This is a genomic window from Kovacikia sp. CALU 1929 (assembly GCF_056784235.1).
Genome location: NZ_JBXBCF010000085.1, coordinates 41,644 through 62,193, shown reverse-complemented (window position 1 = coordinate 62,193; position 20,550 = coordinate 41,644). Strand labels below are relative to the sequence as shown.

Genomic DNA, 20,550 nt, shown 5'->3' with positions numbered 1-20,550 from the left:
CCGACAGGTTTTGCAGAGGTAATTTTGTTTACCTCTTTGCTTGCCGTTCTTACTGATGTCAGTTGAGCCACATTCGGGACATTGCATCGGTTTCACCCTGATTTCATATTCCCATTATGCAACGCCCTGAAAAGGCAATTGCGCCCCTGAAGTAATACGCTGCCCAGGTGGAAACGAGTGGGTCCACTTTCAATCCAGCAGGAGCTGAAAAGGCAATTGCGCCTGATTTTGAGTCCATTTTAGAGGTATCCGACGGCAAACTTTCAACCCAGCAGGTGTCCTTTACGAAAAGGCACTACCCCCTTAGCTTCAGAGGATTTAACGGCTACGGAGGATTTTGGGCTGCAATGGGAATGTAAGGGGTTGCATTGCTTTTGTCAGTGGTCGCAAACTTTATGTATCGAGTGACATTCGCTTTGTATTGGGTTGCATTCAATTTGTTGAGGGTCACATCCGTAATGAATCGAGTTGCATTGGTAATGTGGTGGATTGCAATAGCGATGTAAGGGGAGATATTTGCTGGAGGAGGGGACTCGTTCACAGAAGTTGGCGCTATCAGCAAAAAGTCAAAGTTGATAGGACTTACGCAAACCTCGGAGGTTTTAATCAGAAATCAAGCATCTACCCACTGGGTGGCTTAAACCTCCGAGGTTTTGGTCGAAATGCGTAAGTCCTGGTTGAATGTTTGGAGGATAAGGGGCAGAGAATAATTATTGATTGGTTTCAAACGATTCTAATCAATGTATTTTATTATTCCCTTCAGTTTTGGTGGTAATTCAGCGTTTTTCATTTGCTCGTTAGTCAAATACACTATTCTCAATTGAGGACACTCTGCCAATATACTGAAGTTCTGAATTGGGGTTTCGCTCAAATCCAACGTTTGTAACTGAGAGAGGGATGTCAGTGGAGTGAGGTCCTGTATCTCAGTTTCGCTCAAAAACAACGTTTGTAACTGGGAGAGGGATGTCAGTGGAGTGAGGTCCTGTATCTCAGTTCCGCTCAAAAACAACGTTTGTAACTGAGAGAGGGATGTCAGTGGAGTGAGGTCCTGTATCTTAGTTGCGCCCAAATCCAAAATTTGTAATTGGGAGAGGGATGTCAACGGAGTGAGGTCCTGTATCTCAGTTCCGCTCAAAAACAATGATTGTAGTTGAGAGAGGGACGTCAGTGGAGTGAGGTTCTGTATCCCAGTTTCGCTCAAACCCAATGTTTGTAACTGGGAGAGGGATGTCAACGGAGTGAGGTCCTGTATTCCAGTTCTGCTCAAATCCAAAATCTGTAATTGGGAGAGGAATGTTAACGGGGTGAGGTCCTGTATCCCGGTTCCGTCCAAAAGCAAGGACTGTAACTGAGAGAGGGCTGTCAACGGGGTGAGGTCCTGTATCCCGGTTCCGCTCAAAAACAAGGACTGTAACTGAGAGAGGGCTGTCAACAGGGTGAGGTCCTGTATCCCGGTTCCGCTTAAAGACAATTCTTTTAATTGAGAGAGGACTGTCAACGGGGTGAGGTCCTGTATCCCGGTTCCGTTCAAATAAAATGCCTGTAATTGGGAAAGGGATGTCAACGGGGTGAGGTCCTGTATCCCGGTTCCGTTCAAATAAAATGCCTGTAATTGGGAAAGGGATGTCAACGGAGTGAGGTCCTGTATCTCAGTTCCACTCAAAATTAGCACTTTAGTATGAACTAAAACATTACGGATATAGAGATCGTTATCAAATCGATGCCAACCTTCCCCTAATGCTGCCCCAAATCGATATTTGTCTTGCTCTGAATTACAACCTGCTTGAGCATAGGTCACCAGCTTTTGCATTGCCGCCGGACTACCAATTTGAGTCAACACTTTAATACAGTTGCAGACCTCGTCAATAGAATAGCTGGCATCGTATGCCAGTAACGGCACGATCTCATCTCCAGCCCTGGCAACCAACGCTATTTCGTCTTCATCCTTAGGCGGTAGCAGGGCTTTTGCTCGTGTCTCAATCTCGGTACGCAAATCTGCGTCAATCGCCACTCCTGTTTCTAAACACGCTACAGCTAACAGGTGCAAATAATGTCGTTTGTCTGCATTTTCGTCTCCCTGTTGCAGCAGTTTCCTCAACAACTCACTGCGCTGTGGACGCGAACCTTTGCCAACAGCAACAATCATCGCTTCCCGCCATTGGTCATTACTTGCATGAGCCAGCAACACTCCTAAATCTTCGTGATCCAGCACTGCCTTTGCTGCCAGGTATTCCTGAAAGGTGCGATGGACAAAATCAATTCGCCCCATCAATGGTTCTCGCAATAACCCTGACCGTTCCAGCAGAAAGTTGCGAATATCCCGTCCAGTGACATCTGGCAAACTATACTCTTTGAGATAATCCTGAAACTGGCGATCTGCTTTTTCAACTTCTGCATCAGAGTAGTTATTTCGCATCAACCAGTAAGCAAACTCCATCAAAAATCCTTCTTTCTGCTCCAGCGTTAACTGAATATGTGTTTTAATCTCCCGTTGTTTATCTCGCTCTTCCAGCAACATCTCAATGCACTTGTCATATAAGCGAATGCGAGTTCCCGGTAAAGTCCCTTCGTTGTCGTAATGCAACGCACAGATCATCGTACACAGCAACGGTGTTTCTGCCAGTTGCCGGATTTCAGGCTTTTGTTCTAATTGACGTATCAGATTGTCAGCAATCTTTTGTGGATCTTTGTCTTCCTGTCGATTGGGTGCAGGAAGAGCACGATGCCAGCGATTCACAAATTGTCTAATTTCCGGCAGGGTCATAGGTTTCATCACACAGTTGCTAAACTGCTCTGCCTTAACCCACTGTTCCCATTCCACCCACTCCTCACCGTTTTCATCTTTCAGTCCTGCTGGGCGAGAGGTTGTAATGTAAATTGCATCAGGAAACTCTGTCACAAGCTGTTGCAAAGACTCAAAAAATGCCTGTCGTTCTTCACGGGGTAGCTCATCTACACCATCAATCAAAACTAGCGCACACCCACTGTCAAGCTGCTGCCTTACCCAGCCTCCAGGCATTTCATCAGCAATATTTTTTGCAATTGGCAGTACAAAGTCTTTCACGGCTGGAAAGCCTTGATCAACCCAATTGCGTAATTGAATGAAAAAGGGCACCAGGCTATTCCAATGTTGCAGGGGAGCTTCAAAATTCTGCCATGCGGCATGAATAGCTAACCACTGCATCAATGACGTTTTTCCTGCCCCTGCCCCACCCCGAATCACGAGGCGACGACGAGTACTCAAAACTTTTTCAACATTCTCCGATCGCTTCTCCAAACTCTGGTGATGCTCTAGAAAAGTCTCTCGCCTATTTAAGCGCCGTTCATCTTCTGATTCTTCGACGGTTTCTGTAAATGAAAGCTGTACATAGGCTTCACACAATCGTTGCTGACTCAGTAAATTCTTTAACAACGGCACCCCAAACTTATCTGGTTTATCCAGTGCACTGGCAACAACCTGACGATAGCGGGTCAAAAACTGGTCTCGCTTCTGTAATTCCAGTTCTTTTTGCGATCGCACAAAGCGAACTAATTCCTCCATCTGCCGCAGCATTGCCTGTGTCACACTCAACTGGAATCCCTCTAGTTGAGGCACGGTTTCAATTAAACTGGCACTGGCAAAGGCAACTGCCTGTTGATAAAGAGATTTCTCATTGGCTGAAAACCCTACGGTTGCGTCTGGGTATGCTTTCAGCAATTTGTGTGTTAACTGATCTGCATCCAATGCAAGATTTAACAATCCATCTAAACTAATGCCACCTCGGAGCAACGTTTCCGCAACCGCCAGAAAAATCGCTTCCTGGCTTCCCTGCTCCAGCTTGGCTTCCTGCTCAAACAGAGGTTGCATCTCATTCTGTAACCGAGCTGCCAGCTTTTGAGTTTGCTGTTCTAAAGCCTTCTGTTGTTCTCCTTCAGGAATAGCACCCACAGCAGTATCGATCGCCTGCTCCAGTAACTTATTGGTTAATGTATCCCCGATACCAAGATTATCAAGGAGTGTTTTAGCCAGGGCAGGGGCAACGATTTTTAGAGCAGTGCCTACGGCGAAACCTGTTAAAGACATAGCAATCTCTATGCGCTAATCCGCTTTCAACAGAGCAGAAAGTCCATAGCCATCATAATCAATGTTTAGAGATGCAACCATATCCAATATCTTGACCTTATGTTGATAAAAGGTAATGCCCTCCTGCAAATTACCGCTCTGACAGGCAAGTACACCCATCCAATTAATTGCCCCCGTATGGTCATCCCACTTTAAATTGCGATCGCGACCCATTGAACCCCTCCCAACCTCCCCTTGACCTAGCGTCAGCGGCGCGAAGCACGGGAGGTGCCGCAGGCGGTGGGGTCACCTGTAGCGATAATTGTTTGAATCGGTATAATTTTGCAACATCTGACCGTTGAAAAGGTTTGGTTTTGCTGACGCTCTAGTAGCTCAACAAAACAATTGCCTGCCAAATTAATTAGTAGTTCAACAACTACCAACAAACTTGACAGGCAAATTTTGTAAGAACGAACCCGAAATTAGATTAGAACGATAGATCTTAGAACAATCCCCAGCTCAAAGACTTGTCAATGGGGAAAGTTGCGCCTACGCCCAACCAAATAGTTACCAGAGTCCCAATCAAGAAAAGAGTGGTTGCCAGTGGACGACGAAAGGGATTCTGAAACTTGTTCACGCTTTCGATGAACGGAATCAGAATTAGCCCCAAAGGTACCGCTGACATTAACACCACACCCAGTAATTTGTTAGGTACAGTGCGGAGGATCTGGAATACCGGGAAAAGATACCACTCAGGCAAAATTTCCAGGGGAGTTGCGAAGGGGTCAGCAGGCTCACCCACCATAGCGGGGTCGAGGACTGCCAAACCCACGCAGAGAGCGATCGTTCCCAGAATAACCACTGGGAAGATGTACAGCAAATCATTGGGCCAAGCAGGCTCACCATAATAGTTGTGACCCATCCCTTTTGCCAACTTGGCACGAAGTTGGGGGTCACTCAGGTCTGGCTTCTTAATCGTTGCCATAGTTAACGTGTTCCTTTATCTCTGAAGTCGGCAGATCGGGACTGGAAGGAATTAAAAAGATAATCTGATGTTCACATCATAATGGCTTAGCCTGACAAACAGGTCAACAAACCATTACAGGGGACCCGAAATTCCCTGCTTACGGATCATCAGGAAATGAAGCAGCATGAAAACGGCAATCAGCCAGGGTAGAACAAACGTGTGAGCACTGTAGTAGCGAGTCAGAGTTGCCTGACCCACGCTAGAACCGCCGCGCAACAGATCGGCAATCAAAGTACCTACTACAGGAATTGCTTCAGGCACGTTGGAAACAATTTTAACTGCCCAGTAGCCAACCTGGTCCCAGGGTAAGGAATAGCCCGTTACACCGAAGGAAACAGTGATGACTGCCAGGATCACACCCGTGACCCAGGTCAACTCGCGGGGCTTTTTGAAACCGCCTGTCAGGTAAACCCGGAAGACGTGCAGAATCATCATCAGCACCATCATGCTGGCAGACCAGCGATGGATGGAGCGGATCAGCCAGCCAAAATTAACCTCAGTCATGAGGTACTGAACTGAACTGAACGCTTCTGCAACAGTGGGTCTGTAATAAAAAGTCATGGCAAACCCAGTCGCAAACTGAATCAGAAAGCAAACCAGGGTAATGCCGCCAAGACAGTAAAAAATGTTGACGTGGGGAGGAACATACTTACTGGAGACATCATCTGCGATCGCCTGAATCTCCAGACGCTCCTCAAACCACCGGAACGCTTTAGAATCGGTTACCTGCTTGGTAAACATGAAGGGAGAAATTCCTAAGAATATGTATTGCTGTTCATAAAGAATGTAACACAGTGGCAGCGCGATTTTCACACTGGATTGAGATTGCTAAGGCAGCGGTATTGATTGCGCCTACTGGCTTTCCTGGACGACTGGCATCCGTTCAGAGCAGACTCGATTCTTAAGCGAATACAAAGTTTTCTAAAGCAGCCCCTCACTCCTCACTCCTCACTCCTCACTCCTCACTCCTTACTCCTTACTCCTCACTCCTCACTGTTCCAACTTCAGGACTGCCATAAAAGCTTCCTGGGGCACATCCACAGTACCAATTGCCTTCATCCGCTTCTTTCCTTTCGCTTGCTTTTGCAGCAGCTTTTTCTTCCGTGAAATATCACCGCCATAACATTTGGCAAGGACATCTTTGCGCAGGGCAGGAATGTGTTCACTGGCAATAATCTTGCTGCCGATCGCCGCCTGAATCGGAATCTTAAATTGGTGACGGGGAATCAGTTCTTTTAACTTTTCGGTCAGAGCGCGACCAACGCCGTACGCCTTATCCCGGTGAACAATCGTAGCCAGAGGATCAACCGGATCACTGTTAATCATAATATCCAGGCGGACAAGGGGATTTTCCCGGTAGCCAATTAGTTGATACTCCATACTGGCGTAGCCCCGCGATCGCGATTTGAGCTGGTCAAAAAAGTCGGTTGCCACTTCCGCCAGCGGCAACTCATAAATCAGCGTCGTTCGCCCTGGGGTTAGATACTTCATGTCTTTGAAGATTCCCCGTCGGCTCTGACTGAGTTCCATCAACGTGCCAACATACTCTTCTGGAGTAAAAATATCAACCTGGACATAGGGTTCCTCAATTTTCTCACGGTGCTGGGGGTCAGGTAAGCGACTGGGATTATCAATCAGGACGACTTCCCCTTTAATCGTCGTAACCCGATACACCACCGACGGGGCGGTTGTAATCAAGTCCAGGTTGTACTCACGTTCCAACCGTTCCTGGACAATTTCCATATGCAGCAAGCCCAGAAAACCGCAGCGGAAACCAAACCCCATGGCGCTAGAAGTCTCCGGTTCGTAGTTCAAGGCAGCATCACTTAGCTTCAGCTTTTCCAGAGCCTCACGCAGGTCTTCAAACTGATCGGCATCGGTGGGAAACATACCGCAGAAGACCATTGGTTTGGCTTCCACATAGCCCGGTAGCGGTTCCCTGGCGGGAACAGTAGCAAGGGTGATCGTGTCCCCAACACGGGCATCTTCCACTGCCTTAATTGCCGCTGCCAGATACCCTACTTCCCCCGCGTGGAGATCGGTCACCTGGATCTGGTTAGGCGATAACACCCCCAGTTCATCGATATCAAACTCTTTGCGAGATGCCATCAGGCGAATGCGATCGCCCTTTTTCAACTTGCCATCCATGACCCGAAAGTAGACAATCACTCCCCGGTAAGGGTCGTAATAGCTATCAAAAATTAATGCCCGCAATGGTTGATCCACCGTATCTTTGGGCGACGGCACCAGATGAACGATCGATTCCAGAATCTCATTGATCCCGACCCCTTCCTTGGCGGATGCCATAATTGCACCGCTGCAATCCAAGCCAACGATATCTTCAATTTCCTGCTTCACACGCTCGGGTTCGGCTCCTGGCAGGTCAATCTTGTTCAATACGGGGATAATCTCTAAATCGTGCTCCAGTGCCAGGTAAACATTGGCTAAGGTCTGAGCCTCAACCCCCTGGGAAGCATCAACCACCAAGAGAGCACCCTCACAGGCAGCCAGCGATCGCGACACTTCATAGGAAAAATCTACATGCCCCGGTGTATCGATCAGATTTAACACATACTGCTGACCATCAAGGGCTGTATAGTTCATCCGAGCCGCCTGGAGCTTAATCGTGATCCCACGCTCCCGCTCCAACTCCATATTGTCAAGAAACTGCTCTTTCATCTCCCGTGCAGCAACCGTTCCCGTTGACTGTAACAAACGGTCAGCCAGGGTTGATTTGCCATGATCAATATGGGCAATAATGGAAAAATTTCGGATGTGGGAGACAGGCGCGTCAGTCATAGGGTTAGTTATGCAAGTTGCTTAATGTATTGTAATTCTTTCTTACACAGAGCACGGAAACGCTCAAACAAAGCCTTCTGTTGCTGATTTTGAAGAAGGCTTTGATGGACGCACAGAAACATGTATGTAAAATTTATAGAGAGGGGGATTGTTTTATGCCATACATTGTTATAACCACTATTCTGGCTATTACTTGCTTTAGAGCCTATCCGAAAAGCCTGAATCCCTAAACCCCAGTACTAACCCATTCGAAGTTTTCGGATAGGCTTTTACTGAAAATCTGGTCTAGATGGGATGACTGGTTCACCCTAACTGCTAACCTGCCACCGAAACTTCACTTTAAATTTATGAGCGAGTCTGTCATCCATTCCCGTCCATCTTCCGAAAAAGTTGAGATCTCTGTCCATCTCGACTCTGACCTGCTAGACCAGATCAAGCATTTAACCAATGATCCGAGTAAGGTGATTGAAGTTGCCATCCGGCAATGGCTGAGAAGTGAAATTACCCGTGATGATGACCTTTCACGGAACCTTCAGCGTAACCCTCCTGTGCCGCCACGGGGCGAGTGGAACGATTAGTCACGCTAGATTCGTAACGATAAGTATCGTTATGGATCAAGGCTTTGGTTCTACATCAGTAAAACGGCTGAGTCCCGGCTGAATCGGTGGTTGCACTTGTCGTATTGGTGTGGATTCGCTACCCACTATCCAGCCCATATTCTAGGTGTATCTAGCCAGGTTAATTCTTCTAACGATCTGCCTTCATTATCGCTCTTACATGCTCCTAGCTTTGATGCCTAATGATTCCCTCCACCAACCTTCCACCTTCTTTATCAGAAGACCATGAAGTTCCTCTAGCAGGAAACAATTCGCAGGGAACGATGGATGATCTGGTGTTTTCTCAAGATGAAGAAGGGAATTATTTGTCGTTTCGCTGGCAAGCAGCCCGTGAGTACGATATCACACCAGAGCAGATTATAAGCAACACGGGTGGGCTGTTTTACCCGGTTGACCCGACCTCCTACCGGGAGCGGCTTAAGCGCGTCCTCAGTTCTCTGTCACCAGAGCGCTTTAGATGTTATTTCCACTGTGCAGACCAAACGATTTTGTTGGATCTGGTCATGAGTCCAGTGCCAGTGCCAGATCGTCTGCCAACTATGGTAATTGTAGTTGGGCGACCCCTCGCGTCCACTGAGGATAGAGCCATTTCCGGATCGGATCTGGCAATTTCCTACTCGCTCAGTTCAGACCGCTACCAAAAACTGCTGACCCAAATTTCGTGGAACATCCGCCGCACCCTCGATCTGTCTACAATCTGGCAACAAACGGTGAAGGGGTTAGGGAAGGCACTCAGCGTCAGCCGTTGTGTGATCTGCCCTTATAAGCCGCTCAATCCCAAAGTAGAAGTCGTTGCTGAGTATTGCGAAAATCAACTTCCTCCACTGATAGGACAGGAGTTGTGGGTCTCTGAAGACCCCTGCTTAAGAGATGCTATCCACAAATTGCAGCCCGTAGTCGGTCAACAGGATCAGTCTAGCCAGGACGTTGAGGGAGAGGTTCAGCCCTGGCGCTCGATGCTAGTTGTCGCGACCTGCTATCAGGATCAGCCCAATGGGTTGATTATTCTACACCAGTGCGATCGCCCTCGCGTCTGGAGTGAAGCTGAACTGGACCTGATGCAGGATCTTGCGGATCAGGTGGGGACGGCGATCGCCCACGCTTCCCTGTTTACTGACAGTCAGGCACTTGCCACTGAATTGCGGGAGGCAAATTTCAAGCTCCTGCAAAAGCATCGGGAACTGGAAGTCGCCCGCAGTCAGGCGGAAGAAGCCCGCAGTCAGGCAGAGGAAGCGTCCAGACTTAAAAGTGAGTTTCTGGCAAACACTTCCCACGAGTTGCGAACTCCCCTTAACGGCATGCTTGGGTTCCTCAAACTCATCATGGATGGCATGGCAGATGACCCAGAGGAGCAAGCTGAGTTTATCAAGGAGTCATACCGGGCGGCTCTTCTCCTGTTAGACATCATTACCGATGTGCTAGATATTGCCAAGATTGAGGCTGGCAAGCTGGAAATTGAGATGAATGCGATCAAATTGAACGAACTTTTAGAAGATGTCGAAGATTTGACCGAGAGCCAGATCCGCCAGAAAAACCTTAGTTTCAAAGTTGAAAAGCCTCCCACTGAAGATGAAATTATTCTTTACGGTAACTATCAACGGCTTTTGCAGGTAATGCTCAATCTGGTTGGCAATGCTATCAAATTCACCCATGAGGGCGGAATTACCGTTAGCGTTGAGATCATCAAAAAGAAAACCATTGTCCAAAACCAGGAGCTTCCTGGAATGGCAAAGGTACGGGTTGCTGACACTGGGATTGGTGTTTCTCTGGACAAACAGGACAAGTTGTTCCAGTCCTTCAGCCAGGTAGATGGTTCGCGCACCCGCCAGTACGGGGGCACCGGGCTGGGGCTGGCAATCTCCCAAAAGTTGGTTGAGACCATGGGGGGAGTTGTCAACTTTTACAGCATGGGTGAGGGGCTCGGCTCGACCGTTACCTTTACCGTTCCCCTCTATCAGGAACCCTTAATGATTTCACCTTAAGGCTTAAGTCGCCAAAAGACCTCCGAGACTTTCAAAACCTCGGAGGTCTAGGACTGCTCAGTAACCTTTAGCTCTGACCGCCCGCTTTTGGTGTCGTCTGTTGAGCCTTAATCCGTTGCGTTAGTACATCCAGTGCTTTGGCGTACTGAGGATCCTCAGCCGTACCAATTTTGTCGCGATTGGTACTGAGTTCCTTGCGTTGTTCGTCGCTCAACTTGACCTCTACATCAGGGTCGATACCGTGCTTATTGATATCACGCCCACTGGGGGTGAGGTACTTAGCAATGGTCACGGCTAAACCGGCACAATCTCTGGAACTGGGGGTGGGACAGTCTACACTGCGAACGGACTGAACCAAACCCTTACCAAACGTCTTTGTCCCCACCAGAACTGCCCGTTTATTATCCTGCAATGCTCCGGAGAGAATTTCACTGGCACTGGCAGAGCCGCCATCCACCAGGACAACCATGGGCTTATCTGTTAGCGATCGGTTGTTTGCCCGTTCCCGCTCTTGCTCACCCTTGCGATCGACCGTCGAGACGATCGCCCCTTCTTTCATCCACATGCGGGCAATGTCAATACTGGTGTAGAGTAATCCCCCTGGGTTGGAACGCACATCAAGAATGTAGCCATTGACCTGCTGTTTTTCCAGTTTCTGAATGGCAGCACGCATTTCCTGGGGGGCGTTGGCACTGAACTGAACCAGACGAATGTAACCAATGCCACCGTTAGGAGTTTTTTGATAGCTGGCACGCACGGGATGAATCTCAATTCGTGCCCGTTTGAGGTCAAAGTCAAGCTGCTGGGTGCCGCGCAGGATTGTCAGCTTGATGGGTGTACCCGGTTTTCCACGAATTAGTTTGACTGCCTGATCAACGGGCATCCCTTCGGTAGACTTGCCATCAATGTAAGCAATAATGTCTTTTGCTAAAATTCCGGCGGAAGCGGCAGGAGAATCTTCGATTGGAGCAATCACTGTCAACTTCTTGGTTTTTTCGTCTGCTGCCAGTTGAATGCCGACTCCGGTTAACTCACCGGAGGTATCAATCTGCATATTTTTGAATTCATCCGGGTCCATAAAGCGGGTGTAGGGATCGTCCAGCTTTTTCAGCATTTCCCGGATGGCTTTGTATGCTTCTTCCTTGTTGGCGTAGGAACGGTTTAGATAGTCTTTACGAACTGACTTCCAATCTGCCTGATTAAAGGTGCCATCAACATACTGCTGGTCAATGATTTGCCAAACTTCATCGACGAGTTCCTTCGGGCTTTCAGTAAAGAAGGCTTGTCCTGCGGATAAATGAAGTCCAGCTCCCGTAATCGTTACAGCACTGACGGCGGCGGCGGTTGCGCCTAAAACAAGCCCACGTTTTGTGATTGCCATAGTTCTTGAGCCGAAGGAAAAACTGCAAAAGATTACGCCCAATTTAGCACAGGCAAATTGCAGAATAGGCTGCAATCAATCCGAGAACAATGATTTTCTGGGGAAAAATTCTGTTTAAATTTTTATTGCTTTTCTTTACAGGTTTTTTTTAGCTCCGTGTACTTGGAGTGGATGAGGTGATAAAAGTTATCCGCAGGTTAGATAGGTCAACAGAGGACACCATCCTGGCAGCGATATGATGGCAGTGAACCACTGCTATTTAGTCCATTCGTAGCCTGATGTACCCTACTCCAGAACGACGCACTGAATCCATGAATACTCGTTTCCCAAGACCAGAGCTTTTGGCTCCGGCTGGTCACTGGGCGTGTGCCAAAGCAGCGGTTGAGAATGGGGCAGATGCTATTTATTTTGGGCTAGAGCGATTCAATGCGCGGATGCGGGCAGATAACTTTACAGAAGCAGATTTGCCTCACTTGATGGAGTTTTTACATCGTCGAGGCGTTAAGGGCTATGTCACGCTTAATACCCTGATTTTTTCCGGTGAATTGGCAGAAGTTGAGCAGTATCTCCGTACCATCATTACCGCAGGCGTAGATGCTGTCATTGTGCAGGATGTGGGAATGTGTCGTTTGATTCGCCACCTATCACCTGATTTCCCAATTCATGCTTCTACCCAAATGACCATTACTAGTGTCGCGGGGGTAGACTTTGCTCAATCTCTGGGTTGTCAACTAGTCGTACTTGCCCGGGAATGTTCTCTGAAGGAAATCCACAAAATTCAGAAGCAAGCTAAAGCGCAGAGCCTTTCGCTGCCGTTGGAGGTGTTTGTTCATGGGGCACTGTGCGTTGCGTATTCGGGTCAATGCCTGACGAGTGAAGCGCTAGGTGGGCGCTCTGCCAATCGGGGAGAGTGTGCCCAGGCTTGTCGAATGCCCTATGAACTGATTGCCGATGGCCAAATCGTGGAGTTGGGCGATCGCAAATACCTGCTCAGTCCCCAAGATCTGGCAGGGTTAGACGTACTTCCAGAACTGATGAAAGCAGGGGTGAGTTGTCTGAAGATTGAGGGTCGGCTCAAAAGCCCAGAATATGTAGCGAATGTGACCCGCGTGTATCGGCAGGCGTTGGATCGGGTGAGCGAGGCGGGTGGAAGCAGAAGAGAGGCAGAGGAGCAGGGGGGCAGAGGAGAAAAAGTTGACTCATCCCTTACATTACCCAGCAGGAATGAAGGTAAATTCTCTTCTCCCTTCTCCCCTCCCCCCTCTCCCGATCGCTATAACCTGGAAATGGCGTTCTCTCGCGGTCTTTATCCTGGCTGGTTTGGTGGAATTAATAACCAGGAACTCGTCCATGCTCGGTTTGGGAAGAAACGGGGAGTTTACTTAGGTGAAGTGACCAATATTCAAACAGATCGGGTACTCGTCCGGCTCCAGGCTCCGGTGAAGCCGGGGGATGGGGTAGTGTTTGATGATGGACATCCTGAGGCAAAGGAACAGGGGGGACGGGTTTATACCGTAGAGCAGCGGGGGGAAGAAGCGCTACTCACCTTTGGACGACAGGATTTGAACTTGAGACGGTTACATGTGGGCGATCGCGTTTGGAAAACCAGCGACCCCGAACTTGAACGGCAATTGCGCCAAACCTTTGCTGGGAACACACCGCAGTTTCAACGTCCAATCTGGATCGAAGTCTATGGTGAGGTGGGGGTATCGCTGACGGCGATCGCCCGTGACGAAGTGGGGCATATTGTGCAGGTTGACTCTACCATTGCTCTGGTTGAGGCACATACGAAACCCCTCAGCCATGAGCGGCTACAGGAGCAATTCAGTCGTTTGGGCAACACCCCTTTTTGCTTGAAGGGACTGACAAACCACATTAAAGGGGCGGTGATGCTGCCCGTGAGTGAACTGAACCGTCTGCGACGAGAAGTGGTCAAGCAGTTAGAGGAGTTACGATCGCTACCCAGGCAGTGGGAGTTGCGATCGCCCGCCTCATTCAGGGATCTGTTACCAAGCCGAGCGTTATTGAATGAGACCCCTTTCCCCCATTTGATTGGGCTGGTACGAAATCTAAGTCAGCTACAGGCGGCATTGGAAACAGGGGTTGAAACCCTTTACTGCGAGTTTGAAGATGTGCGGTTGTATGGGGAAGCCGTGCAGCGGGTAAGACAGGCAGGAAGGGATCAAGGGAGCAGGGGGGCAGAGGAGCCGAGGAGCAGGGGAGTTATACAGAAAAACCCTCCTCACCGCTCACCCTCCATTTGGCTTGCTCCACCAAGAATTGCTAAACCGGGAGAACAGTGGATTTTGCAGCAGGTGCGATCGTGGGGTGCGGATGGTTATCTGGTGCGAAACTATGACCACTTATCGTTTTTTGACGGAGAGCGGTGTATAGGGGACTTTTCGCTTAATGTTGCGAATCCACTGACGGCGGGCTACTTCAAACAGAAATTTGGTCTGGAGCGACTGACCGCATCCTATGATTTGAACATGAACCAGCTTGAAGAGTTGCTGATGATGACTCCCCCTGACTGGTTTGAAGTCACGATTCACCAGCATATGCCCATGTTTCATATGGAACATTGCGTATTCTGTGCCTTTCTCTCAACCGGAACCGACTACACCAACTGCGGTCGCCCCTGTGAGAAACAGGAAGTCAAGTTGCGCGATCGGGTTGGCACTGAGCATATTCTGCGAGCGGATGCTGGGTGCCGCAATACGGTATTTAATGGGACTGCCCAGACGGGGGCAGAATACGCTCAGCGCTTGTTGGAATTGGGCTTGAGCTACTTTCGGATTGAGTTTATCAATGAAACACCTGAGCAGGTAACGCAAACGATTCAACGCTATCGTCAATTGCTCCAGGGAAAAATTACGGGTTCCCAACTCTGGCGAGAACTTAAGTTGCAGAACCAGATTGGAGTAACCCGTGGTCCATTAGTGACTTAATTTTCCTGACGGTCAATTTTTACAGACATACTCGACAACTTTGTGGGCACTACTTCCTGGTCTGGGTTGGGCAAGACTTCCTGCCTCACCATAGTCAAAAGTTTGAATGGCTTTTCTATCCTGGGCATAGGCAGCCAATTGTCTGAGCCGTTGAACCTGGCTTTCACAATCTACTGACCATTGAATCACTGCGCTGTACACTGGTTGATTCACGGGTTCTTCAAAAAAAGCATTGTTGGGTTGTGAGAATCGGCGGTACTCCCAATACCAGACAGCATCTCCTTTCCGTTGAATTGAATTTTTATCTACAAAAAACTGATCACCCACTGAATTGGTGACAATGGCTGTCCACTCTGCCGCTAAAGCGGTCGAGGGAAAGGTGAGTATGCAGCCAGTGACTAACCAGTTCACTATCCGTTTCATGAATTACCTGCGATTTGAGGAGGTTGTATTTAAGATCGATCGCTCCAGAAGTAAACCTTCAGGCGTTTTATAATCAGCAATTTTCCACCGACCGTCTACCCGTTCCAACGTATAGCGAACAGGTTTAGTTGAAAAATCGGTATGTTGGGGGTTGACTGCGCCACCCTGGTAAAGTGTGCGGTCTTCGGTGATCCTTAATTCAATCGTTGCCCGATCGCGATCAGCCGCAAACCGTTCAATGGAATCCACTTTTTGAACGCCATAGCGGTAGTAAGCCCGGTTATTCCTCAACCAATCTAATAGACCATTAGAATTTGCTAAAGAGGCATAAAGTTCCCCTGTGGCAAAGTTACTCAGTTGCGCTTGATTAAAGGGAGGCGCAAATATTTCCGCCTTTGCCACTAACCATTGATTAATCAGACTGACAGCCTGCTGTTGGGTGATGGGTGTCACCGTTGCAGTCGGTTGGGGAGAATTGGTTCCCTGGGTTTCTGTACGGTTGCGATCCATATAAGATTCCACATTGCGAATTGCCTGCGATGCATAGGAATCATTGGGGCGCTCATCCAATGCCCGCTTAAAATAAAGCAATGCAGTTGCATGTTCTCTGCGCTTAGTCGCGTCATAGCCTGCCACCATATAGCGATCGTAGGCAGTCGATTGACCCGTTATTTGATCAGTCGGTTGACTCGGATTCTGGGGGACTGCTGATCGCGCCGGAGTCGATTGGTTGGATTGGTTTTGCTGGCTATACAGACTGAGTACCCGCTGAGTATAGATTGCCGTATCGCCGCTGCTATAGCGGTTTGGATCGCCCGTCATCCACCAGGCAGCCGCCCGTCGCACTGCCACTGGTTCGTTATTACCGCTGGCACGATATTCATCTCGCAATACATCTCGCAGCACACAAACAATAATTCCCCGTGCAGTCGTTGGACTGGCTTCAAATTGGGCTGGAGTCAGTTCTCTACCAATACATGACCTGGACCAGCGAGGAATATTTTGAGCCTGAACCTGCCAGTCGCTATACAAACCCGTATTCTTGCGCCCAGTTTGGGGAGCCGCCTGTCGCAATGCTTCGACAACCGCACCAACTTTGCTCTCTGAAAATTGAGCCTGAGCAGGGAGAATCCCAATGCTGTAGCTAAATCCGAGGGTGACAATCAGTCCAGTAAGAGATAAACGCATAGGTTTTCTTTACGAGATTTCAAATGTAAACCGCACCAACTTAGACATCTGTAGTTTTTCCTGGGAAAAATCTCCAGTTCTCAACTTGGATGAGGTTTAGCTTTGATTGGTATTTCAAAAGTACTACTTTATTCAGCGTTGTCCCCGTGTATACCCGTTGGATGATTTTTTGATTTACTGAACAGCTTGTATCCAAAAAAAGTAACCAATTAGGGTTAATGCTGACCAGTCACAGCGGAAATCTGGATGCACTGACTGCCCCCTTTTCTATCCCAGATCACAAACACAAGGTTGACCAACCACTAGCTCGATACCGATGATGCGCTCAGCTCTGGATCTTGAAAGAGGGGAGTGCTGAGGTAACGCTCACCAAAACTGGGCTGAATCATGACGATGAGTTTGCCTTCGTTCTCAGGACGGCGACCGACCTGAATCGCTGCGTACAGAGCAGCACCGCTGGAAATGCCAGACAACAGCCCTTCTTCACGGGCAAGCCGCCGTCCATAGGCGATCGCATCATCATCTGACACGCTAATCACTTCATCAATCAGGCTGACATTCAGCACCGGTGGAACAAATCCTGCACCAATCCCCTGAATTTTGTGGGGACCCGGATTACCCCCCGACAAAATCGCGCTGTTAGAAGGTTCTACGGCGATCGCCTGAAACGTTGGCTTCCGTTGCTTAATCACCTCAGCCACGCCCGTAATCGTGCCCCCTGTACCTACACCAGCAACAATGAAATCGACCGCTCCATCGGTATCATTCCAAATTTCCTCAGCCGTGGTATTCCGGTGAATTTCAGGGTTAGCCGGATTACGAAACTGTTGCAGCATATAGGCATTGGGCAGGGTATCCACAATCTTCTGTGCCCGCTGGATACAGCCACTCATACCTTCAATTCCCGGTGTCAGTTCCAGTTCTGCCCCGTATGCCCGCAGCATTGCCCGCCGCTCAGAACTCATCGTTTCTGGCATGGTCAAAATTAAACGGTAGCCCTTGGCAGCGGCTGCCATTGCCAGAGCTATCCCCGTATTCCCAGAGGTTGGCTCCACCAGAACTGTCTTACCGGGTGCAATCAGCCCTTCCCGCTCTGCGGCATTGATCATGCTAATGCCGATGCGGTCTTTAACCGATGCTGAAGGGTTCATCCCTTCTAGTTTGACAACAATCTGCGCCACACAGCCTTCTGCTTGAGGAATCCGGTTTAGTTGCACCAGAGGAGTGCGTCCAATCAAGTCAGTAATGTTTTGAGCAATATGCATAGGGGAGTGAAGGGGTTGAGGGGAAAGGGGGCGAGGGAGAGGCAGGGAAGGGGAAGGGGTAACTAACTGACAGGTGATGGAAAGGAGGAAGGGGCGCAAGGGCGCAGAGGGGAAGGGGAAAGGAATGGGAGATTGAATACACCTCACACCTCTCCTCAGATGTAATACATAATGTCCAGTTGTCGTCTAGCATCCCTTTTCTCACAGAGATCTTGTAGAGTATAGCGTTGAAGGACGGCATTCGCAGCTTGATAGGCTTCCTTCCAAACTTCCAAAATCACTGCACCCTCTACGCTCCGTGCAGGATCGTCTTCATCATCAGGTTGGGCATCGGCTCCCTCTAAACAGGTCATAACTTCAAGCAGATTGATTTTCCAGGGTTCTCGTGCCAATACATAGCCACCCTTTGCACCCCGTTGAGAACGCACCAAGCCACAACGTCTGAGCGTTGCTAATAGCTGTTCTAAGTAGCGATCGGGGATTTGTTGTTGGGCTGAAATTTGTCGGATTTGGAGGGGATCACCAGTGCTGTAGTTCACTGCCAATTCTATTAACGCCAGGATGGCGTACTCATTTTTACAGGAAAGTTCCACGGGCTAAAAGGGGAGGAAAGACAAGTCTCTCCAATTATACTACGGTTCATCACTAGGGTTTTGCAGGATTTGCGGAAATGCCTATCAAAACAAAAAAGCCCCAGAAAACTGGGGCTAAACCAAAGTTACAGTCGGTTCCTACTTCTTAGAACGTAAAAGTAGTCCGCAATGTTCCCACAAATTGAGTAGCGTTGTCGTTATTGTGTTCTGGGTTGATTAGCACAATGACACCGGGGGTGATGTAGATGTTGTCAGCCACACGATAGCGATACAGCCCTTCAATATGAATAGTTGTATCGTTATCCCGCCTTGCTGCGATGTCGTTGTTAGTTACCTTTGGGGGTACCCCAACCATAATGCCTGCTAGATTTCCTTTCTTACCCAGGTCAGGGAATGCCAGAAATGCCATGCCGTTAAGAATGGTGGCATTATTGTCAGGACCCACTGCCTGGTCGGCAAAGGTAGCACCAAACCAACCTCCAATCAAAAAGCTGGGGCTGACTCTAAACTGTAACTGGGCAGAAACCGCATTGGAGGATGTAGCAAAGGCATTGGTAAATGGCTGTGCCGCATATCCACTGCCAGTGCTTCCCGTCAGGTTAACCCCTCCAGCAGGGAAGTAAGAGCGAGCGTAGGTCAGTCCTGCCCCAAATGTAGAACCGTTATAGACCACCTGGGCGATCGCTCCATAGCTACCATTAAACAAGCCATTCTTTGCGGCAGGATTGTTGCTGGCAGTATCACCTGTGTAACCTGCCTGGATGTAGAACTCCTTGCTGAAGTTGAACTGGGCAGTCACCCCAGCGGAACCGGGCAAACCGGGGTTGCCAGTCCGGAAGATGGGGTTGTAGCGTCCGAAGCGGGAGAGGGCACCATTACCGCTGCTCTCAAACGGGCTAAGGGTGGTGATCAAGCCGTCGCCAGTGAATTCGTTATTCACGGCATCCACTTGAATCTGGAAATTGTCACCAATCGGGAACCGATAGTTCACTTTGTCAATGTTGACGGCATTGCCAGTGTCGCCATCAAAGCCCAGGCGGGTCATGTTGGTGCCCGTGAACCCACCACTAAAGGAAGTAATGTTTCCAGCATTGAGACGGGTACGCAGACGATCCCGACCGCTAAAGCTGGTGTTTAAAGTGAGGCGAACCCGGTTAGCAAAGATAGTCTCTGTGTTATCAGTCTCATCAACACCGGGGATGAGTGTGCCATTGCCACGAAGAGTTGCTGCATCGCCCCAAGTATCAGCAATGGCAAAGATCACCTCACCACTGAGCTTGGTGGTGGTAGAAAACTGCTGCCTTTCCAGGGTGGCGGTACGTACTTCGAGCTGATCGACACGACCGCGCAAAACTGCCAGTTCAGCCGCAAACTCTTCCTGGAGCCGTTGCAGTGCCAGCAAGTCTTCTTTCCGTACCAGATCAGCCGTAGCAGCGGTAATCAATTCATTGATCCGGTCGAGACAGGCGTTGACCCCAGCGGCAAATTCATAGCGGCTGAGGGCACGATTGCCCCGATAGGTTCTGTCAGGATAGCCAACAATACAACCGTAGCGCTCAACCAGGGATTGCAATGCCTGAAAAGCCCAATCCGTGGGTCTGACATCGGTCAATTGGGAAACAGAAGTGACCTGATCCAGCCCTGCCGCATCATCCGCACTAGAAGCCGTCACCTGCTCAAGAGAGCTAACAGAAGTTGCAGACTCATCCGCATGGGCAACATCGGCAGTGGCAGCGATCGTGGAGACTACCAGTGTCGCACCCAGGAGAGCGGGAGCCGCCATTAGGGACTTCCAATTTATGTTTGAATTCATCTTTTTTCTCTTCCTCACACCTGAGTTTCAAAAAACCTGAGAGCAATATAGCAATTCCCATTTGGGTGTACGGTCAAGCTTCTTATGTAGCCAGGGTTTTTGACATTAGTTTGAACCGCACTCGTCTGAGAATCGCTATAGTACAGACTTGATTTCAGTTCGCTTAACCAACCCCTTGAAAGGTTTAAGGTTTCAACGAGAATCCGGTACTGAACCGGAAATTCTAGATTGCTCAACTTCAGAAACTAATTTCCATTGAAACAGCCTCCAGATTTACCCTGGGGAAAAGCCACCGGGTTGAACCAGATTTTTGCTTCACAGAACTTTAAGAGTATACACTGATACGCTTTTTCTGTGTAGCGAACTGCTAAAGTGCTAAATTCATTCAGTAATGATTAACCTTCCAAAAATCATTGTTTTCCCTAAAAGCAGCTACAGAAAAGGCTTCCATCAATAGGAAGCCTTGTGATCT

16 protein-coding genes are annotated in these 20,550 nt (G+C 49.0%); 3 read left to right on the top strand and 13 right to left on the bottom strand.

The window, feature by feature from the left end; genetic code table 11:
• The 7 genes from AC1S52_RS23605 to lepA form a co-directional block, all read right to left on the bottom strand.
• The coding region (locus AC1S52_RS23605; RefSeq protein WP_482031489.1) for a transposase at positions 1 to 87 on the bottom strand (87 nt) is incomplete at its 3' end.
• Positions 88 to 325: 238 nt separating this feature from the next.
• Complete coding sequence (locus AC1S52_RS23600) at positions 326 to 541, bottom strand: hypothetical protein (RefSeq protein WP_482031488.1); 216 nt, start codon at positions 539 to 541, stop codon at positions 326 to 328.
• A gap of 192 nt (positions 542 to 733) precedes the next feature.
• Positions 734 to 4,063, bottom strand: a complete 3,330-nt coding sequence (locus AC1S52_RS23595) for a leucine-rich repeat domain-containing protein (protein ID WP_482031487.1) — start codon at positions 4,061 to 4,063, stop codon at positions 734 to 736.
• A 15-nt stretch (positions 4,064 to 4,078) separates the two neighbouring features.
• The gene (locus tag AC1S52_RS23590; protein WP_482031486.1) at positions 4,079 to 4,276 is read right to left on the bottom strand and encodes a hypothetical protein; all 198 of its coding nucleotides are present in this window, start codon (positions 4,274 to 4,276) and stop codon (positions 4,079 to 4,081) included.
• Positions 4,277 to 4,544: 268 nt separating this feature from the next.
• Positions 4,545 to 5,027, bottom strand: coding sequence for a cytochrome b6-f complex subunit IV (petD, locus tag AC1S52_RS23585; protein WP_482031485.1), 483 nt, complete (start codon positions 5,025 to 5,027; stop codon positions 4,545 to 4,547).
• A gap of 114 nt (positions 5,028 to 5,141) precedes the next feature.
• Positions 5,142 to 5,810 carry a cytochrome b6 gene (gene petB, locus AC1S52_RS23580; protein WP_482031484.1) on the bottom strand — a complete coding sequence of 223 codons (669 nt, stop codon included), beginning with the start codon at positions 5,808 to 5,810 and terminating at the stop codon, positions 5,142 to 5,144.
• 249 nt (positions 5,811 to 6,059) lie between these two features.
• Positions 6,060 to 7,868, bottom strand: coding sequence for a translation elongation factor 4 (lepA, locus tag AC1S52_RS23575; protein ID WP_482031483.1), 1,809 nt, complete (start codon positions 7,866 to 7,868; stop codon positions 6,060 to 6,062).
• Between the two features lie 347 nt (positions 7,869 to 8,215).
• Here lepA and AC1S52_RS23570 point away from each other — a divergent pair, with 347 nt between their 5' ends.
• Together AC1S52_RS23570 and AC1S52_RS23565 are read left to right on the top strand one after the other, a co-directional pair.
• Entirely contained in the window at positions 8,216 to 8,446 is a 231-nt protein-coding gene (locus tag AC1S52_RS23570) for a hypothetical protein (RefSeq protein WP_482031482.1), read from the top strand.
• 221 nt (positions 8,447 to 8,667) lie between these two features.
• Positions 8,668 to 10,467: an ATP-binding protein gene (locus tag AC1S52_RS23565; RefSeq protein ID WP_482031481.1), complete on the top strand. Its 1,800-nt coding sequence runs from the start codon at positions 8,668 to 8,670 to the stop codon at positions 10,465 to 10,467.
• 67 nt (positions 10,468 to 10,534) lie between these two features.
• Here AC1S52_RS23565 and ctpC read toward each other — a convergent pair whose 3' ends face one another.
• Positions 10,535 to 11,848, bottom strand: coding sequence for a carboxyl-terminal processing protease CtpC (gene ctpC / locus AC1S52_RS23560; protein ID WP_482031480.1), 1,314 nt, complete (start codon positions 11,846 to 11,848; stop codon positions 10,535 to 10,537).
• Positions 11,849 to 12,159: 311 nt separating this feature from the next.
• Here ctpC and AC1S52_RS23555 point away from each other — a divergent pair, with 311 nt between their 5' ends.
• On the top strand, positions 12,160 to 14,796 hold the full coding sequence (locus AC1S52_RS23555) for a U32 family peptidase (protein ID WP_482031479.1): 2,637 nt from the start codon (positions 12,160 to 12,162) through the stop codon (positions 14,794 to 14,796).
• 12 nt (positions 14,797 to 14,808) lie between these two features.
• On the opposite strand, the gene AC1S52_RS23550 is transcribed toward AC1S52_RS23555, so the two are convergent.
• The 5 genes from AC1S52_RS23550 to AC1S52_RS23530 form a co-directional block, all read right to left on the bottom strand.
• Positions 14,809 to 15,219 (bottom strand): surface-adhesin E family protein, encoded by a 411-nt coding sequence (locus tag AC1S52_RS23550; protein ID WP_482031478.1) that lies wholly within the window; start codon positions 15,217 to 15,219, stop codon positions 14,809 to 14,811.
• Between the two features lie 3 nt (positions 15,220 to 15,222).
• Positions 15,223 to 16,407, bottom strand: a complete 1,185-nt coding sequence (locus AC1S52_RS23545) for an ARC6/PARC6 family protein (RefSeq protein WP_482031477.1) — start codon at positions 16,405 to 16,407, stop codon at positions 15,223 to 15,225.
• Between the two features lie 302 nt (positions 16,408 to 16,709).
• Entirely contained in the window at positions 16,710 to 17,672 is a 963-nt protein-coding gene (gene cysK, locus AC1S52_RS23540) for a cysteine synthase A (RefSeq protein ID WP_482031476.1), read from the bottom strand.
• Positions 17,673 to 17,827: 155 nt separating this feature from the next.
• The gene (locus AC1S52_RS23535) at positions 17,828 to 18,265 is read right to left on the bottom strand and encodes an RrF2 family transcriptional regulator (protein ID WP_482031475.1); all 438 of its coding nucleotides are present in this window, start codon (positions 18,263 to 18,265) and stop codon (positions 17,828 to 17,830) included.
• Between the two features lie 145 nt (positions 18,266 to 18,410).
• Complete coding sequence (locus AC1S52_RS23530) at positions 18,411 to 20,078, bottom strand: iron uptake porin (protein ID WP_482031474.1); 1,668 nt, start codon at positions 20,076 to 20,078, stop codon at positions 18,411 to 18,413.
• Positions 20,079 to 20,550 lie beyond the last annotated feature (472 nt).

Excerpts from the sequence above, each read along its gene's own strand:
- AC1S52_RS23590 (WP_482031486.1), bottom strand. The coding sequence starts at position 4,276 with ATGGGTCGCGATCGCAATTTAAAGTGGGATGACCATACGGGGGCAATT.
- AC1S52_RS23530 (WP_482031474.1), bottom strand. The coding sequence starts at position 20,078 with ATGAATTCAAACATAAATTGGAAGTCCCTAATGGCGGCTCCCGCTCTC.
- AC1S52_RS23595 (WP_482031487.1), bottom strand. The coding sequence starts at position 4,063 with ATGTCTTTAACAGGTTTCGCCGTAGGCACTGCTCTAAAAATCGTTGCC.
- AC1S52_RS23570 (WP_482031482.1), top strand. The coding sequence starts at position 8,216 with ATGAGCGAGTCTGTCATCCATTCCCGTCCATCTTCCGAAAAAGTTGAG.
- petB (WP_482031484.1), bottom strand. The coding sequence starts at position 5,810 with ATGTTTACCAAGCAGGTAACCGATTCTAAAGCGTTCCGGTGGTTTGAG.
- AC1S52_RS23550 (WP_482031478.1), bottom strand. The coding sequence starts at position 15,219 with ATGAAACGGATAGTGAACTGGTTAGTCACTGGCTGCATACTCACCTTT.
- ctpC (WP_482031480.1), bottom strand. The coding sequence starts at position 11,848 with ATGGCAATCACAAAACGTGGGCTTGTTTTAGGCGCAACCGCCGCCGCC.
- AC1S52_RS23545 (WP_482031477.1), bottom strand. The coding sequence starts at position 16,407 with ATGCGTTTATCTCTTACTGGACTGATTGTCACCCTCGGATTTAGCTAC.
- lepA (WP_482031483.1), bottom strand. The coding sequence starts at position 7,868 with ATGACTGACGCGCCTGTCTCCCACATCCGAAATTTTTCCATTATTGCC.
- petD (WP_482031485.1), bottom strand. The coding sequence starts at position 5,027 with ATGGCAACGATTAAGAAGCCAGACCTGAGTGACCCCCAACTTCGTGCC.
- AC1S52_RS23555 (WP_482031479.1), top strand. The coding sequence starts at position 12,160 with ATGAATACTCGTTTCCCAAGACCAGAGCTTTTGGCTCCGGCTGGTCAC.
- cysK (WP_482031476.1), bottom strand. The coding sequence starts at position 17,672 with ATGCATATTGCTCAAAACATTACTGACTTGATTGGACGCACTCCTCTG.
- AC1S52_RS23565 (WP_482031481.1), top strand. The coding sequence starts at position 8,668 with ATGATTCCCTCCACCAACCTTCCACCTTCTTTATCAGAAGACCATGAA.